The following is a 15,073-nucleotide window of genomic DNA, read 5'->3' as shown; positions in this document are numbered from 1 at the left end:
GTTCTCCTCGACGGCGTCGAACTGGCTGCGGTGGGTGGGTGTGTCGTCATCGTCGCGTGCCGGTGCGGTCCCGGCCGCTCAGCAGACGCTGGGCGCGGGACAGTCCGGGCGGCCGGTGGCGGTGCAGGGCGGCGCGTGCGGCGTTCGCGCCGGGCGCGCCGTGCACTCCGCCGCCCGGGTGAGCCCCGGAGGAGGCCAGGAAGAGGCCGGGGATCGGGGTCTCGGGGCGTCCGGTGCCGGGGACGGGGCGGAAGAAGAGCTGCTGGTGCATGGCGGTGGTGCCGCCGTTGATGGCGCCGCCCATCAGGTTGGCGTCCATGGCCTCCAGGGTCGGGGGCGCGAGGACGCGGCGAGCGCGGATCCGCCGGCGGAAGCCGGGTGCGAAGCGTTCCACCTGGCGTTCCATGCGGTCGGCCATCAGCTCCTGCTCCTTGGCGTTCCAACTGCCGGTGACGCCCTCGTCGGCGGCGTCGGCGCGGATGTCGTGCGGCACATGGGTGTACGCCCAGGCGGACTCCGTGCCCTGCGGGGAGCGGGAGGGGTCGGAGGTGGTCATCTGGCCGAAGAGCAGGAAGGGCCGGTCGGGGACCTCGCGCATGGCGAGCTGGGCGGCGAATCGGGTGAGCTCGTCCACGCCGTCGGCGAGGTGCACGGTGCCGGCCCGGGCCGCCTGCTCGGCCTGCCAGGGCACCGGCCCGTCGAGCGCCCAGTCCACCTTGAAGGTGGCGAAGTCCCACTGGAAGCGCCGCAGGTCGTCCAGCAGCTGCGCGGGCAGATGCTCGGGTTCCACCAGGTCGCCGTAGAGGGCGGGCACGGACAGGTCGGCGAGGACGGCCCGGCGGGCCGCGACGGTGTCCCCGGCCGCGGTCCGTACGCCGACGGCCCGTCCGCCGCGGACGACGACACGCTCCACGCGCTGCCCGCAGCGCACCTCGCCGCCGAGCGAACGCAGCCGCCGGACCAGGGCGTCGGTGAGGGCACCGGACCCGCCGGCCGGCACGGGGAAGCCGTAGGTCTGGCCGAGCATCGTCATCAGCCAGCCGAAGCCGCCGCTGCCCGCCGACTCCGGGGCGAGGTCCGCGTGCAGGGCGTTGCCGGCGAGCAGCACCCGGCCGCCCTCGCCCCGGAACTCCTCCTCGCCGAGCCTGCGCACCGGCAGGACCAGACTGCGGGCCATGCGCAGTCCGCCGGCGGCCCGCAGCCGCAGCGCGAGCCGCGCCCCCGCGCGCACCGGCGGGAACGGCGTGAACAGGGTGCCCAGCAGGTCGGGGCGCAGTTTCTCCCAGATGTCGTGCAGCCGCCGCCAGGCGTCCCCGTCGCCCGGGGCGAACGCCTCGAGGGACGCGGCGGTGACCTCGACGTCGCGGTCCAGCAGGGCGCAGCGGCCGTCCGTGAGGGGGTGCGCGACCACGCTGGGCGCATGGCTCCACCGCAGGCCGTGCTCCTCCAGGCGCAGTCCGGCCAGGATCGGCGAGGCGGCGGCGAGCGGGTAGAAGGAGCTGAAGACGTCGCTGACGAAGTCGGGGTCGACGCCCCGGTCGTGGCGGACGGCACCGCCGGGCTCCGGCTGCTCCTCCAGCACCTCCACCTGCCATCCGGCGTCCGCGAGGACGTTGGCGGCGACCAGCCCGTTGGGGCCGGCGCCGATGACCACGGCGTCAGGCATGCCCGGCTCCGTGGGCCGCCGCCGGACCGGCGCTGTCCTGGCGGTCGGGCCGCTCGTCCGGGGCGGCCTCGCTCTCGCAGAGCCGGGCGAGGCGGGCCAGCATGGTGCGGTGCCGGAGCTGGATCAGCACCTCGAACCCGGCGTTGTGCAGCGTGCCACCGGCCCCCTGCAGGGGGTGCTCGTCCACGATGACGAGCGTCTTCTCGCCCCAGGGCCGGACGTCGATCGAGATGCGCGCGGTGCCGAGCGGGCCCGCCTTGGCCTCCAGCTCCAGACAGCGGCCCTCCTCGTAGCGGCGGACGACCGTCTCGTTGACCAGCCGGGCAGGGCCCACCTTGATCTCGTAGCGGATCGCCGAATCCGTCTGCGGCCACTGTCCGCGTACGGGTTCGGACCGCGCGGTGCCGACGACCCACTCCGCGTACCGGGTGCCGTCCGCGAGGACGTCCCAGACGGCACTCGGCCCGACGTGTATCAGACGATGGCGTTTGGCCACGGAGACCTCCCAGATGCCAGGACCGTGTGTCGGTCGACTCCGGCGCCCCGAGTTCCCGCACTCCGGGTGTCCAACCGGCGCCGTATGCTGCCCCCGCGCACGAGGGACGGGAGACCGTGATGGCCGAGACGGCCGGGGCCGGGACGACGGTGACCGAGGTGATGGCCGAGCTGGCCGCGCTGGAGGACCCGAAGACGCGCGCGGTGAACGAGCGGCACGGCGACGACCACGGTGTGAACCTGGGCAAGCTCCGGGCGATCGCGAAGCGGCTGAAGACCCGGCAGGACCTCGCGGAGGAGCTCTGGGCGACCGGTGACTCGGCGGCGCGGCTGCTGGCGCTGCTGATCTGCCGGCCCAAGGCGTTCGGCCGGGACGAGCTGGACGCCATGCTGCGCGAGGCCCGCACCCCGAAGGTGCACGACTGGCTGGTGAACTACGTGGTGCGCAAGAGTCCGCACGCGGAGGAGTTGCGGGTGGCCTGGTTCGCCGATCCGGACCCGGTCGTCGCGAGCGCCGGCTGGGCGCTGACCACCGAGCGGGTGGCGAAGCGTCCGGACGGCCTGGATCTGGCGGGACTGCTCGACACCGTCGAGGCGGAGATGAAGGACGCCCCGCCGCGGCTGCAGTGGGCGATGAACCACTGCCTGGCCCAGATCGGCATCGAGCACCCGGAGCACCGGGCCCGGGCGATCGCCATCGGTGAGCGGCTGGAGGTCCTGAAGGACTATCCGACGTCCCCCGGCTGCACGTCGCCGTTCGCCCCGGTGTGGATCGACGAGATGGTGCGCCGGCGCGCCGAGTCGTGATCTTGCGCACAAGGGAATGGACCCGTCCGGGCATCAAGGGTGATCGTTGACGGCATGACGGACCTCTCGCCCCAGACTCCCCGCACGCCGTCCGCCGAGGCGGTGGAGGTCCGTCGCTTCTGGGAGGGGCTGGGGCTGCCGGGTCTGATCGACGTGCACACCCACTTCATGCCCGAGCGGGTGCTGCGCAAGGTGTGGGGGTACTTCGACGCGCTCGGGCCGCTGACCGGCGGTGTCGAGTGGCCGATCACCTACCGGCACGAGGAGGGTGAACGGGCCGATCTGCTCCGGGACTTCGGGGTGCGCGCCTTCACCGCGATGCTGTACCCGCACAAGCCCGGCATGGCCCGCTGGCTGAACGGCTGGGCCGTCGACTTCGCCCGCCGCACCCCCGGCTCCCTGCACACCGCGACCTTCTTCCCCGAGCCCGGCGTGGAGACGTACGTCCGGGAGGCCGTGGAGGCGGGCGCCCGGGTCTTCAAGGCGCATGTGCAGGTGGGCGCGTACGACCCGGCGGACGAGCTGCTCGACCCGGTCTGGGGTCTGCTCGCGGAGGCCGGCGTCCCCGTCGTGGTCCACTGCGGCTCGGGCCCCGCGCCGGGCAAGCACACCGGGCCCGGCCCGATCGGGCAGGTGCTCGCCCGCCACCCCGGACTGCCGCTGATCGTCGCGCATCTGGGGATGCCGGAGTACGAGGACTTCCTCGGTCTCGCCGAGCGGTACCCGCGGGTGCGGCTGGACACCACGATGGCGTTCACCGACTTCTCCGAGGAGATGGCGCCGTTCCCGCGCCGCGCGCTGCCCCGGCTGGCGGCGCTCGGCGACCGCGTCCTGCTCGGCTCGGACTTCCCCAACATCCCCTACCCGTACGCGCATCAGCTCCGGGCGCTGGAGCGGCCGGGGCTCGGCGAGGAGTGGCTGCGGGCGGTGTGCCACGACAACGCGGCGGCGCTGTTCGGCATCCGGTGAGCCGGGCGGACGGCCCCCGTACGGGCTGTTCCGCCGAAGTGACTGGTGCGCACACGCTTCCGTGTAGTTCCCTGACTCCATGACCGTGCTCGTGACCCGCCGCCACGTTGACCACGTGCGTGTCACCACCACGGCCTGTTCCGTCGTGAGCTGACCTCGTCCTCCGGCGTCGAACCGTTTCTTCCACCGCGTCACGCCGACTCCCGACCCCTGCCCTTCTTCGGGCCGGTCCCGTCGGCCCGCGGTGACTTCACCCTCCCCCTTCCCGTCCCAGGCATCGCCGCACCCGTACCCAGGGAGAGCCATGAGCCAGCCCCTCGACTCCGTCACCGCCGGTCACACCCCCGAGGACGCTCAGACATCGACGCGCCCGCCGCCGACGGCACGGTGACCCTGGACTTCAACCACGCCACCAATCTGCCGTGCGCCTACACCGACCTGGCGACCTGCCCGCTTCCGCCGGCCGAGAACCGGCTGCCGGTGGCGATAGAGGCGGGCGAGCGGATCTCCGAGTCCGCGTGACGCGTGGTGCGGGGCCTGTCAGGCCAGGCCCCGCACCACGTACAGGCCGCCCACCGCCATGGCCAGGGTGCCGAGGAGCAGGCGCAGCGCCCGGTCCGGGAGGCGGGGCTGGAGGCGGGCGCCGAGGTAGCCGCCGATCAGACCGCCGATGCCGCAGGCCAGGCCCAGGGACCAGTCGGGGGCGACGTCGGAGCCGGTGAGCGACAGCAGGGCGAAGGCGGCGGCGCCCACGACCGATGTGGCGAACGTGGACGCGAGGGCGGCCGGGGCGACCACGGCGACCGGCATGCCGCGGCCCACCAGGACCGGTCCGAGCAGGGAGCCCCCGCCGATGCCGTAGATCCCGCCGACGATCCCGACCACGAGGGCCAGCGCGGTCACGGCGCGCGGTGACGGCTCCGGGCGCGGGGGCGTCCGGGTGGGCCGCAGGGTGCGGGCGACGAGCCACAGGCCCAGCGGGGTGAGCAGCCCGGCCACCAGGAGCCGGAAGACGGTGGCGCCGGGGACGGCGAAGACCCGTACGGCGGCGCCGATCACCACACCGGGGAGGGTGCCGAGGACCAGGAGCCGTACGAGCGGGCCGCCCAGCGTGCCCTTCCGCCGGTGCCGCAGGAGGGCGCCGGGGCCGGCGACGACGTTGTAGAGCAGGTTGGTGGGGGTGACCGCCGGGCTGGGCACGCCGAAGACGCTGAGCTGCACGGGCAGCAGGAAGACGGCTCCCGACACCCCGACCGGCGCGGTGACCAGGGCGATCACCAGGCCGGCGGCGAGACCGTACAGCTCCGTCGGCGCGGTCATCCTGGCTCCCTTCCCCTGGCCGGGACCCTATCCCGCGGCCGTACGCTCCCCGTCGTCGCGCCGGGCCAGGGAGCTGGGCCACCAGGCCCGGCGGCCGATGTCGAGCATCAGCGCGGGCACCAGCAGCGACCGGACGACGAGCGTGTCCAGCAGGACTCCGAAGGCGACGATGAACGCGATCTGTACCAGGAAGGCCAGCGGGATCACCATGAGGGCGGCGAAGGTCGCGGCGAGGACCACACCCGCGGAGGTGATCACACCGCCGGTGGTGGTGAGACCGCGCAGCACGCCCTCCCGGTGCCCGTGCAGCAGGGCCTCCTCGCGGACCCGGGACATCAGGAAGATGTTGTAGTCCACGCCGAGGGCGACCAGGAAGACGAAGCCGTACAGCGGTACCGAGGCGTCCGTGCCGCTGAAGCCGAGCAGGTGCTCGAAGACGAGCGTGGACACGCCGAGCGTCGCCAGGAAGTTGAGGGCGACGGTCGCGACGAGCAGCACCGGGACGAGCAGGGAGCGCAGCAGGAGCATCAGGATCAGCAGGATGATCGCGAGGACGACCGGCACGATGAGCGTGCGGTCCCGGGAGGCGGTCTCCTGGGTGTCGTACTGCTGTGCCGTGTAGCCGCCGACCAGCGCGTCGGCGCCGGGGATGGCGTGCACCTCGGCGCGCAGCCGCTCGACGGTGGCCTTGGCGGCGTCGCTGTCCGCGGCGGCCTTCAGCGTGGCGTCGACGCGTACGCGGCCGTCGACGACGAGGGGCTTGCCGCCCCCGGGCCGCCCGGACCCGGAGACGGCGCCGGCGGAGGCCACGCCCTCGGTGTCCTCGGCCGCGGCGGTCACCTCGTCGACGCGGTCGGCGGCGGCGATGATGACGGCCGGGTTGCCGGAGCCGCCGGGGAAGTGCTCGCCGAGCGTGCGCTGGGCGGCCACCGACGGGGCGTCGTTGACGAAGATCTCGTCGAGCGGCACGCCCTTGGAGGACAGCTGGGGCGAGAAGGCCGCGAAGACGGCGAGGACCAGCGCGGTGACCACCCAGGTGCGGCGCGGCCGGCCGGCGACCGTGGCGGCGACCCGGCGCCATACGCCCCGGCCCTGCGCGGACTCCTCGGGCGGCTGCGGCTTGGACGGCCAGTAGGCGGCGCGCCCGAGCAGGGCCAGCACGGCGGGCAGGAACGTGAGCGTGGTGAGGACGGCGCACACGATGCCGATGGCGCCGACGGGTCCGAGCGCCCGGTTGTTGGTGAGGTCGCTGGCGAGCAGCGCCAGCAGGCCCAGCGCGACGGTGGCCGCGCTGGCGGTGATGGCGCCGAAGGACCGGCGTACGGCGGCGAGCGCGGCGACGGACCGGTCCCCGCCGCGGGCCAGTTCCTCCCGGAAGCGGGCGGCGAGCAGCAGGGCGTAGTCGGTGGCGGCGCCGATCACCAGGATGGAGAGGATGCCCTGTACCTGTCCGTCGACCCGGACGACGTCCCGGTCCGCCAGGGCGTAGACGACGGCGCAGGCCAGCGCGAGGGCGAAGACGGAGCCCACGATGATGAGGAGCGGCAGCAGCACGCTGCGGTAGACGAGCAGCAGGATGACCAGCACCGCGCCGAGGGCGACACCGAGGAGCAACCCGTCGATGCCCGCGAAGGCGTCGGACAGGTCGGCCTGGCTGGCGGCCGGTCCGGCGATCTGCGCCGTCGTGCCGGACACGCCGCTCGCGGCGTCCCGCACCGCGTCGAGGGTGGTCTCCAACTCGTCGCCGAGGTCGGGCCTCAGCTGGACGACGGCCTGCAGCGCCTCGCCGTCGTCGGAGGGCAGCGCGGGCGAGGGCCGGCCCACGACGCCCTGCTCGCCCGCGAGTCCGCCGACGGCCCGGGTGGCCTCGGCCTGCTGGGCCTTGGAGACGCGTTCACCGTCCGCCGTCCACACGACGATGGCGGGCAGCGTCTCGGACTGGTCGAAGGCCTTCCGGGCCTCGAGGACCTGGGTGGACTCGGCGCTCTGCGGGAGGAAGGCCGCCTGGTCGTTGGTGGCCACCTCGCCCAGCTTGCCCGCGTACGGTCCGAGCGCTCCGCCGACGCCCAGCCAGACGAGCAGCAGAACGACGGGGACGAGCCACCGGGCCCAGCGCGGTGCGGTTCTCATCGGCATCCCATGCAATAGTCGAGTCAAGTTAGCTCAATGGAAAAGTATCTCACTCATTGAGTGATCTTATACTGCACCCATGAGCGGTTCCGAGGTGCCCTCCCCCACTGTTCCGGCGGCCGACCCGACAGGGTTGCAGTCGTTCGCCGTCCTTCTGCGCCGTATGAACAGCGAGTTCAACCGCATCGCGCAGGAGTTCGCCCAGGCCCAGGGGCTGCATCTGACGGACATGCAGGCGCTGATCGCCATCCTGGACGCCGATCCGGAGGCCGGGCCGATGACCCCCGGCCTCCTTCGCCGCCAGCTCAACCTCACGTCGGGCGCGGTCACCGCCTGTCTCGACCGGCTGGAGCGGGCCGGGCACATCCACCGGGTCCGGGCGGCGGACGACCGCCGCGTGGTGCACCTCCACTACGCCGAGCCCGCGAAGGCGGTCGCCCGGGACTACTTCCGCCCCCTCGCGCACAGCACCGACGCGGCCCGGAGCCGTTTCTCCCCCGAGGAGCTGGACGTGGTCGTGCGGTTCCTGCGGGAGCTGAACGCCGAGCTGGTCCTGCTGCGCAGCGGGCCCGCCTGACTCACATGTCCAGGACGACGTCGGTCCGGGGCCGGGAGCAGCAGATGAGGGCCTGCCCGGCCGGCGGCGGCTCCAGCGGCGCGGGCGCGTAGCCGACCTCCCCGGACAGCACCGGGGTGACACACGTGTGGCACACCCCGGTACGGCAGGCCCAGCGGGCCGGCACATCGCAGGCGTCGGCGAGGTCGAGCAGGCTGCGCGCCCCGTCGGGGAAGGGCGCCGTCACTCCACTGCGGGCGAAGGTGACCCGCGGTCCGGTGCCGGGCGGGCCGGGCGGCGGGTGCGGCGCCGGGGCCGGGGTCCCGGTGAGGCCGGGAGTGAGGGACGGCAGGGTCGCGAAGAGTTCGGTGTGGACACGGGCCGGGTCGACGCCCGCCTCGGTGAGCGCCTGCCGTACGTCCGTCATGAAGGAGTCGGGCCCGCAGACGTAGGCGCTCGCCTCGGCGGGTACGCCCAGGGCGCGGACGGCGTCCGGGGTCAGGCGCCCCGGAGACGCGTGGGCCCGACGGCGCTCCTCGGGGGTGGCCGCGCTGTAGTAGACGTGCTCGTGGGCGTGCGGCAGGGAGGCGAGCACGGTGTGGGCCTCGCCGCCCAGGGGGTGTTCACGCGGTCCGCGGGCGCCGTGCAGCCACCACACCTCCCGGTCCGGGGTGCGGGCGGCGAGCTCGTGGAGCATGGCCAGGACGGGGGTGACACCGATGCCGGCGGAGACGAGGAGCACCGGTCCGGCGCCGCCGTCCAGGACGAAGTCGCCGCGGGGCGCCGCGACGTCGAGGACCGCTCCCGGGCGCAGGGCGGTCGTGAGATAGCCGCTGGCCGTGCCGTGCGGTTCGCGTTTGACGCTGATGCGGTAGCGGCCGGAGCCGGGCGCGGCGGAGAGCGAGTAGCTGCGGATGGGGGCGGGTGGCCCGCCGCCCGGGACGCGCACCGTGAGGTACTGCCCGGCCCGGGCGTCGGGCAGCGGTGTCCCGTCGGCCGCGGTCAGATGGAGGGAGACGACGGTGTCGGTCTCGGCGACCACGTCGGACACCCGCAGACTCCGGAACCCGTCCCAGGCGGGTGCCCCGCCGCCGGACTCCCCGCCCTCGGCCTCGGCCAGCAGGTCCCGGAACGAGCCCTGCCAGCCGGGGCTGAGGGCGGGCACCGCGAGCGCGCGGCGCAGCAGCTCCGGGTCCCGGCCGGGGAGGTAGAGGAGGGCGTCCGTATCCGCCACGCTCAGCGCGCCGGGGCCGGTCCGGGTCCGGACGACCGGATCGCCCGCCTGGATCCGCCCCTCCCGGATCACCCGCATGTAGAAGCCGGGCCGGTGGTGGGCGACCAGCAGCGCGGGCATCTCTGGCACGCCCAGGCGCAGCCCGACGCGGTAGCAGGTCACACGGGGCTGGGTGACCTCGAACTCCGCTTCGCCGACGCGGTACCGGTCGCCGATGCACACCTCGTCGTCGGGCAGCCCTTCTACCGTGAGGTTCTCGCCGAACTGGCCGTACGCGAAGTCGTCCCGCCCCAGGTGCCGTTGCCAGTACCGGTAGGACTCGATCTGGTAGACCAGTACGGCGCGTTGCTCGCCGCCGTGTCCTTGGAGGTCGCCCTGCCCGTCCCCGTCGAGGTTGAGCCGGCGGGCCATGACCGGGCCGGGTACGGAGTGCTTCCAGACGCCCGTGCGGACGGTTCTGCCCTGCCAGGGCACGTCCTGGGGCATCCCCACGTTCACCGACAGCAGTGCGGGCATCCGGGCGCTCCTTCCGGTACCAGTCAAGACCGGTCGGCGTCCGGTCTCATGTCGATCACCCGGCGGGCGGCGCCTCGCGCAGCCCGATACGCCCACCGCGCACGCGCAGGGGCCGGAACCGGACCCGGCGTCCGGTGCCGCCCTCGTCGGGGGCGGCCGCGGGGTCCTGCCACTCCACGGTCGCCTCGCCGCCGAGGTGCAGGGTGCGGCCGGTGGCGAAGTCGAGGAACAGCAGGGCGGCGGCGGGGTCGACGGTGAGGTTGCCGAGGCTGTTGAAGAGGTTGTTGCCGGCGTAGTCGGGCCACCACAGCTCCCCGCCCTCGATACGCACGAACCCGGGCGCACCACCCTTGTGGGAGGCGTCGGTGCCCCGGGTGGGGTGGGTCGTGCCGAGGAAGAAGGTGTCGGCGCGCTCGATCAGGCCGCGGTCCTGCTCGTCCAGCGTGTCCCGGTCGGCCGTGGGGGCCGATGCACCGAGGACCGGGGCGGCGGTGTCCGGGGCGAGGAGGCGGGGCTGGATGTAGGCCGGGCAGTTGCCGAACGCCTGGTCGGCCTCGATGGTCAGGACGTCGTCCGTACGGCCGGTCAGCCGCCCGTTGACCCGGATCCGGCGCCGGAGGCCGAGGTCGATCGCGAGCAGTCCGGCCGGTTGCGGCACAGGCAGGCCGTGCAGCGGATCGCCGGCCGGAGGGACGGCGGCCACGGTGAGAGTGGTGCCCTCCCCCGCCAGGAAGCCGGGCTCCCCGGTGAGCGGGGAGATCCACAGCTCACCGTCCCGGTCGCGGGCGGTCAGGACGGCGAACGTCCGTGCGGCGAGGGCCGCCCGCAGTCCGCCGCCCAGCCACGGCGGCTGCAGCATGCCGTGCAGCCGTCCGGCCGCCTCCGTGGCGCCGGCCCGCTCCTGGACGGCACGCTCCCCCTCATGGAAGCCCGTTGCACTCATGGGGACTCCTCTCCTGGTGGCCGCCGCTGTGGCGGGCCCGTTGGAACGGTGGACGGGGTCAGTCGAGGACGCGGCCGAGGAAGGCGCGGATGTCCCCGGCGATGGTGTTCAGATGGGACTCCAGGGCGAAGTGCCCGGTGTCCAGCAGCCGGATCTCCGCGTCCGGCAGGTCCTGGCGGAAGGCCTCGGCGCCCGCCGGGCCGAAGATCTCGTCGTTGGCGCCCCAGACGGCGAGCAGCGGGACCTGGCTGTCGCGGAAGTACTGGTGGACCCGCGGGTACAGCGCGATGTTCGTGAGGTAGTCGCGGAAGAGCGCGAGCTGGATCCGGTCGTTGCCGGGCCGGTTCAGCAGGGCCAGGTCGTGGGTCCAGGTGTCGGGGCTGACCAGGCTCGGGTCCGGGACGCCGGTGACGTACTGCCAGCGCACGCCCTCCGGGGTGAGCGCGAACCGCATGGGGCCCTCGGTGTCGGGGCCCGGGTTCTCGCCGTACGCGAAGACGTCCTTCCAGAAGGAGGGGACGAGTCCCTCCTCGTAGCCGTTGCCGTTCTGGGTGACGATCGCGGTGATCCGGTCGGGGCTCCTCAGGGCGAGCCGCCAGCCGATGGGGGCGCCGTAGTCCTGCACGTACATCGCGAACCGGTCGACGCCGAGCTGCCTGAGCAGCCCCTCGGTGACGTCGGTGAGCGCGTCGAAGGTGTACGGGAAGTCCTCCAGGGCCGGCATCGCGGACTGGCCGAAGCCGATGTGGTCCGGGGCGACGACGTGGTAGCGGTCGGCGAGCGCCGGGATGAGCCGGCGGAACATGTGCGAGCTGGTCGGGAAGCCGTGCAGCAGGACGAGGGTGGGCGCGTCCGGGTCGCCGGCCTCGCGGTAGAAGACGTCCAGGCCGTCGACGACGGCGGTGCGGTGGTGCACTGCATACTCCATGATCCTAACCCCTCTAGAGCCGTTCACCAGTTACACACCCAGTCGACCACGACGGCCCTAACCTGTCAACACGCTTTGAAGGGTTACCCTCGATGGAGGGCGGGCACGCGGTAGCCTGCGCAGGTCGAGACCGAGGAGACGGAATGGAGAGCGCACGCGTGGATCAGGACGCGCTGCTGGAGCTGCTCAACAGCACTCCGGTGGTCGACGGCGCCGTGGAGGACCTGCTCGCCGACCCCGAGGCCGCCCGTGCCTGGCAGCGGGCGCACGGCGGCAGCGGCACCGCCGCCGAGCGACGGCACCTCGTCGAGGCGCGCGATCTGCTCCAGCAGGTGGTCCGCGGCAACCTGCCCGCCACCGCCCTCACCCCGCTGCTGGAGGGCGTCACCTCCCATCCGCACGTCGGCCCGGGCGGCGTGACCTGGGAGCCGAAGCCGCCGGCCGACCGGCGGCTCGGGGTGGAGGCGGTGCTGGCCTGGGGCGCGATCCAGGAGTCCCTGCCCGGCAGGCTGCGCCCGTGCGCCAACGAGGAGTGCCGGCGGTTCCTGCTGGACCGCAGCAAGACGAACAAGGGGCGCTGGTGCTCGATGGCCCTGTGCGGCAACCGTATGAAGGCCCGGCGCCACTACCAGCGCACCCGCGAGGCGGCCGCCCGCCAACCGGACTGACCCCGCCCCCACCGTGACGGATGAGGACGGGGCCCGCCGGTCACGGCAGGATGGAGTCGACGTATCCGCCGTCGACCCGCACCGCGCCGCCCGTCGTGGCCGACGCCTGGTCGGAGCTGAGGTAGACCACCATGTTGGCGATCTCCTCCGGCTCGATCAGACGCTGCAGCAGGCTCTGCGGGCGGTACTCGCGCATGAAGGCCCGCTGCGCCTCGTCCCACGGCAGGTCCTTGTCGACCAGCTCGTAGACGAAGTCCTCCACGCCACCCGTGTGGGTGGGACCGGCGATGACGGAGTTCACGGTGACGCCTGTGCCGGCCGCCTGCTTGGCGAACCCCCGGCTCACCGCGAGCAGGGCCGTCTTGGACATGCCGTAGTGGATCATCTCGGCCGGCGTCACGATCGCCGAGTCGCTGGCGATGTTCTGCACGCGCCCCCAGCCCCGCTCGGCCATCCCGGGCAGGAACCGCCGGATCAGCCGTACGGCCGACAGCACGTTGACGTCGAAGTAGCGCCGCCACTCCTCGTCGCTGATCTCCAGGGGGTCGGCGGAGCCGAAGATGCCGAGGTTGTTGACGAGGATGTCCACCTTCGGCAGGAGCGCGGCCACCTGCTCGACACCCTCCTCCGTGGTCACGTCCGCCGCCACGGGCACCAGGTCGGCACCGGGCACCCGGCTGCTGAACTCGGCGACACCGCGCTCCACCCGGTCCCGGCTGCGCCCGTTGACCCCCACCCGCGCCCCGGCCCGGGCCAGCCCGACGGCGATCGCCGCGCCGATGCCCTGGGTGGAACCGGTCACCAGCGCTGTGCGGCCCTTCAGATCGATCTGCATGCCTAGCCCTTTCCCGTGTCCGTGCGTACGTCTTCGGGTACCCCGCGGCAACCCTTGCGTACGCCCTCAACAGGCGGGCGCGCCCATACGGCGTTCAGCCGATGGTGTAGCGCTGGTTCTGGGCGTTCCGATCGCATGCGGCGGTGCGGTAGTAGCCGTCGTCCTGCTGGTAGAGGCAGCGGCCGGTGCCGACGCTCTGCAGCATGACGGCGCTGCCCGCGGCGGGCTGGACGGTGCGCCACTTCTGGTACGACCCGCCGTTGCACTCCAGGGGGTAGACGTCGCCCCGGTCGTTGCTATCGAGACAGCGCTTCCAGACGGTGTTCCTGAGCGTGGTGTTGGTGTTGAGGCGTCCGTTCCACTGCCACAGGAGGCTGCCACGTCCGGTGCCGCAGCGGTCGGCCTTGAGGAGGGTTTCGTCGTGCTCGCGCAGGCAGTCGCCGTAGCGGTAGTTCGCGAAGCGGCTGGTGGCGGTGGCGGCCGAGGCTGTGGTGGGGGTGAGCAGCGGGAGGGCGAGGCCCGCGGCGGCGACGAGGGCGGCAAAGGCTTTGCGGGTCGGGCGGCGCAACAGATGTCTCCTTGCGGTGTTTTTCAGCGATATCGCACCATGATCCCGGAACAGCACCGCACATGCCGTGAAAACACGGGAAACGCCGGCACCCGGAGAACGGACTCCCGATGCCGGCGGCAGGGTGACGCGGGGTCAGTTGAAGGACTCCAGGGTGATGACCGCCTGGCGCGGGTCGCCGTCGTGGACCAGGGACTCGTGGTGGCCGACGTCGTCGAAGGCGAAGGCGTAGGCCTTGCCGTCGGACATCTGGGAGTGGATCACTCGGGCGTAGTGGTTGGTGACGCCGTCCCGGTAGAAGTTGTCCGCGTTGGCGTCGGGCTGGTTGGGGTTCACCAGCAGGGTGGAGCGGTGGAAGCCGGCGCACAGGGTGCGTGAGATCGGGCCGCGCACCTGGTCGTTGGGCGCGTCGAGCCTGCGGTGACAGCCGAAGATCGACGAGGCGTCCGGCTTCTCGAACTGGGTGACGACGGCACCGGCGCTGTTGGTGAAGCGCATGACCCCGCCGGAGACCCGGCCGAAGTACTTGGTGCCCGGCTGATCGGCGAACGGCGTCACCGTCAGGGTCGCGGAGGTGTACTTCTGCCACACCCGGTTGATGTAGTCGTCCAGCACCGAGGCGGGCAGCGCGCCGGTCTCCAGGCCGTACAGCGGCGACAGCGCGCGCAGCACGGTGCCGTCGGCGCGGGTCTGGATCAGGTTGCCCCAGCCGCCGGACTGGGACCTGAGGCCGTTGAGGACGGCGTTGTAACCGCCGGACTTGAGCTTGCCGGTGGTCGTGGTGCTGCCGTCGGGGCGCTGCACACCGACCGAGTACGGCGCGGAGAACATGTCGACCTGGGTGCTGTTGAGCCACAGGCCGCTGTCGTTGAGCGTGTACTCGGACCAGTTGAAGAGGATGTTGCGGTTCGGGTCGCTGGGGTTCTGCACGGCGGGCTGGACGAGCCCGCCGGTGGTCAGCTTGAACACCAGCTTCTGCCCGTACGAGAAGTACACGCGGCCGGAGAACTTGGGCATCCGGATGGTCGTGGACTGTCCGGCGGCGGGGCCCGGTATGGAGGCGTCCGGCGCGGGGGTCGGCGGGTTGCCGCCGGCAGGCCAGGGGTGGAAGGTGCCGTTGGCGTCGGCCCAGCCCTGCCGTCCGGAGGAGAGCTCGGTGCCGAGGTTGTAGATGTACACCTGGTCGCCGCGCGCCGAGTTGTTGGTGATCTTCAGGGGGATGGTCGCCGGGACGGCGGCGTGGGCGGGTGGGGCCGTCCCGGTCGCCAGCAGGGTGCCGCCGAGGACCGTGGCGAGGGCCATGCCCGCCGCCGCGATCCGGCGTCGGAAGGTCTTGCGCATGCTCCGTCTCCGTTCGACTGGGGGATCGAGGATTTCTGAGAGCGCTCTCAATGTCCCGCGCTGGTATGGACCTGTCAACGACTCAACCAATATCGAC

The 15,073-nt window shown here is 72.9% G+C and carries 14 protein-coding genes and 1 pseudogene; 5 read left to right on the top strand and 10 right to left on the bottom strand.

Annotated features, from left to right (window positions below; translation table 11 throughout):
* Window positions 1-46 precede the first annotated feature (46 nt).
* The gene (locus tag DC008_RS32640) at window positions 47-1,666 is read right to left on the bottom strand and encodes a phytoene desaturase family protein (RefSeq protein WP_108710088.1); all 1,620 of its coding nucleotides are present in this window, start codon (window positions 1,664-1,666) and stop codon (window positions 47-49) included.
* Window positions 1,659-2,162 (bottom strand): SRPBCC family protein, encoded by a 504-nt coding sequence (locus tag DC008_RS32635; protein WP_108710087.1) that lies wholly within the window; start codon window positions 2,160-2,162, stop codon window positions 1,659-1,661. The genes DC008_RS32640 and DC008_RS32635 overlap by 8 nt, the downstream gene beginning before the upstream one ends.
* 119 nt (window positions 2,163-2,281) lie before the next feature.
* Between DC008_RS32635 and DC008_RS32630 the strand changes: the two genes are divergently transcribed.
* The 3 genes and pseudogenes from DC008_RS32630 to DC008_RS32620 all read left to right on the top strand — a co-directional run.
* Window positions 2,282-2,968 carry a DNA alkylation repair protein gene (locus DC008_RS32630; protein WP_108710086.1) on the top strand — a complete coding sequence of 229 codons (687 nt, stop codon included), beginning with the start codon at window positions 2,282-2,284 and terminating at the stop codon, window positions 2,966-2,968.
* 54 nt (window positions 2,969-3,022) lie between these two features.
* Entirely contained in the window at window positions 3,023-3,937 is a 915-nt protein-coding gene (locus tag DC008_RS32625; protein ID WP_108710085.1) for an amidohydrolase family protein, read from the top strand.
* A 360-nt stretch (window positions 3,938-4,297) separates the two neighbouring features.
* A pseudogene (locus DC008_RS32620) lies at window positions 4,298-4,459 on the top strand (DUF1684 domain-containing protein); the annotation flags it as partial.
* 18 nt (window positions 4,460-4,477) lie between these two features.
* Here DC008_RS32620 and DC008_RS32615 read toward each other — a convergent pair.
* Window positions 4,478-5,257 carry a sulfite exporter TauE/SafE family protein gene (locus DC008_RS32615; RefSeq protein ID WP_108710084.1) on the bottom strand — a complete coding sequence of 260 codons (780 nt, stop codon included), beginning with the start codon at window positions 5,255-5,257 and terminating at the stop codon, window positions 4,478-4,480.
* Window positions 5,258-5,284: 27 nt separating this feature from the next.
* On the bottom strand, window positions 5,285-7,387 hold the full coding sequence (locus DC008_RS32610; protein WP_108710970.1) for an MMPL family transporter: 2,103 nt from the start codon (window positions 7,385-7,387) through the stop codon (window positions 5,285-5,287).
* Window positions 7,388-7,466: 79 nt separating this feature from the next.
* Here DC008_RS32610 and DC008_RS32605 point away from each other — a divergent pair, with 79 nt between their 5' ends.
* Window positions 7,467-7,964, top strand: coding sequence for a MarR family winged helix-turn-helix transcriptional regulator (locus DC008_RS32605; RefSeq protein ID WP_164492407.1), 498 nt, complete (start codon window positions 7,467-7,469; stop codon window positions 7,962-7,964).
* Between the two features lies 1 nt (window position 7,965).
* Here the strand turns inward: DC008_RS32605 and DC008_RS32600 are convergent, their stop codons facing one another.
* The 3 genes from DC008_RS32600 to DC008_RS32590 are packed head-to-tail and all read right to left on the bottom strand — an operon-like array spanning window position 7,966 to window position 11,564.
* Window positions 7,966-9,693, bottom strand: a complete 1,728-nt coding sequence (locus tag DC008_RS32600; protein WP_108710083.1) for an MOSC and FAD-binding oxidoreductase domain-containing protein — start codon at window positions 9,691-9,693, stop codon at window positions 7,966-7,968.
* A 55-nt stretch (window positions 9,694-9,748) separates the two neighbouring features.
* Window positions 9,749-10,636, bottom strand: coding sequence for a pyridoxamine 5'-phosphate oxidase family protein (locus DC008_RS32595; protein ID WP_108710082.1), 888 nt, complete (start codon window positions 10,634-10,636; stop codon window positions 9,749-9,751).
* 58 nt (window positions 10,637-10,694) lie between these two features.
* On the bottom strand, window positions 10,695-11,564 hold the full coding sequence (locus DC008_RS32590) for an alpha/beta fold hydrolase (RefSeq protein WP_108710081.1): 870 nt from the start codon (window positions 11,562-11,564) through the stop codon (window positions 10,695-10,697).
* A gap of 143 nt (window positions 11,565-11,707) precedes the next feature.
* On the opposite strand from DC008_RS32590, the gene DC008_RS32585 reads away from it, so the two are divergent.
* Window positions 11,708-12,232, top strand: coding sequence for a CGNR zinc finger domain-containing protein (locus tag DC008_RS32585; protein ID WP_108710080.1), 525 nt, complete (start codon window positions 11,708-11,710; stop codon window positions 12,230-12,232).
* A gap of 40 nt (window positions 12,233-12,272) precedes the next feature.
* On the opposite strand, the gene DC008_RS32580 is transcribed toward DC008_RS32585, so the two are convergent.
* The 3 genes from DC008_RS32580 to DC008_RS32570 form a co-directional block, all read right to left on the bottom strand.
* Window positions 12,273-13,067, bottom strand: a complete 795-nt coding sequence (locus DC008_RS32580; RefSeq protein WP_108710079.1) for an SDR family NAD(P)-dependent oxidoreductase — start codon at window positions 13,065-13,067, stop codon at window positions 12,273-12,275.
* A gap of 94 nt (window positions 13,068-13,161) precedes the next feature.
* Window positions 13,162-13,635: an RICIN domain-containing protein gene (locus DC008_RS32575; protein WP_108710078.1), complete on the bottom strand. Its 474-nt coding sequence runs from the start codon at window positions 13,633-13,635 to the stop codon at window positions 13,162-13,164.
* Between the two features lie 135 nt (window positions 13,636-13,770).
* On the bottom strand, window positions 13,771-14,976 hold the full coding sequence (locus DC008_RS32570; RefSeq protein ID WP_108710077.1) for a glycoside hydrolase family 64 protein: 1,206 nt from the start codon (window positions 14,974-14,976) through the stop codon (window positions 13,771-13,773).
* Between the last annotated feature and the right edge of the window lie 97 nt (window positions 14,977-15,073).

Source organism: Streptomyces nigra (genome assembly GCF_003074055.1).
Taxonomy (GTDB): Bacteria; Actinomycetota; Actinomycetes; order Streptomycetales; family Streptomycetaceae; genus Streptomyces; species Streptomyces nigra.
This window is presented reverse-complemented; position numbering and strand designations above follow the sequence as displayed.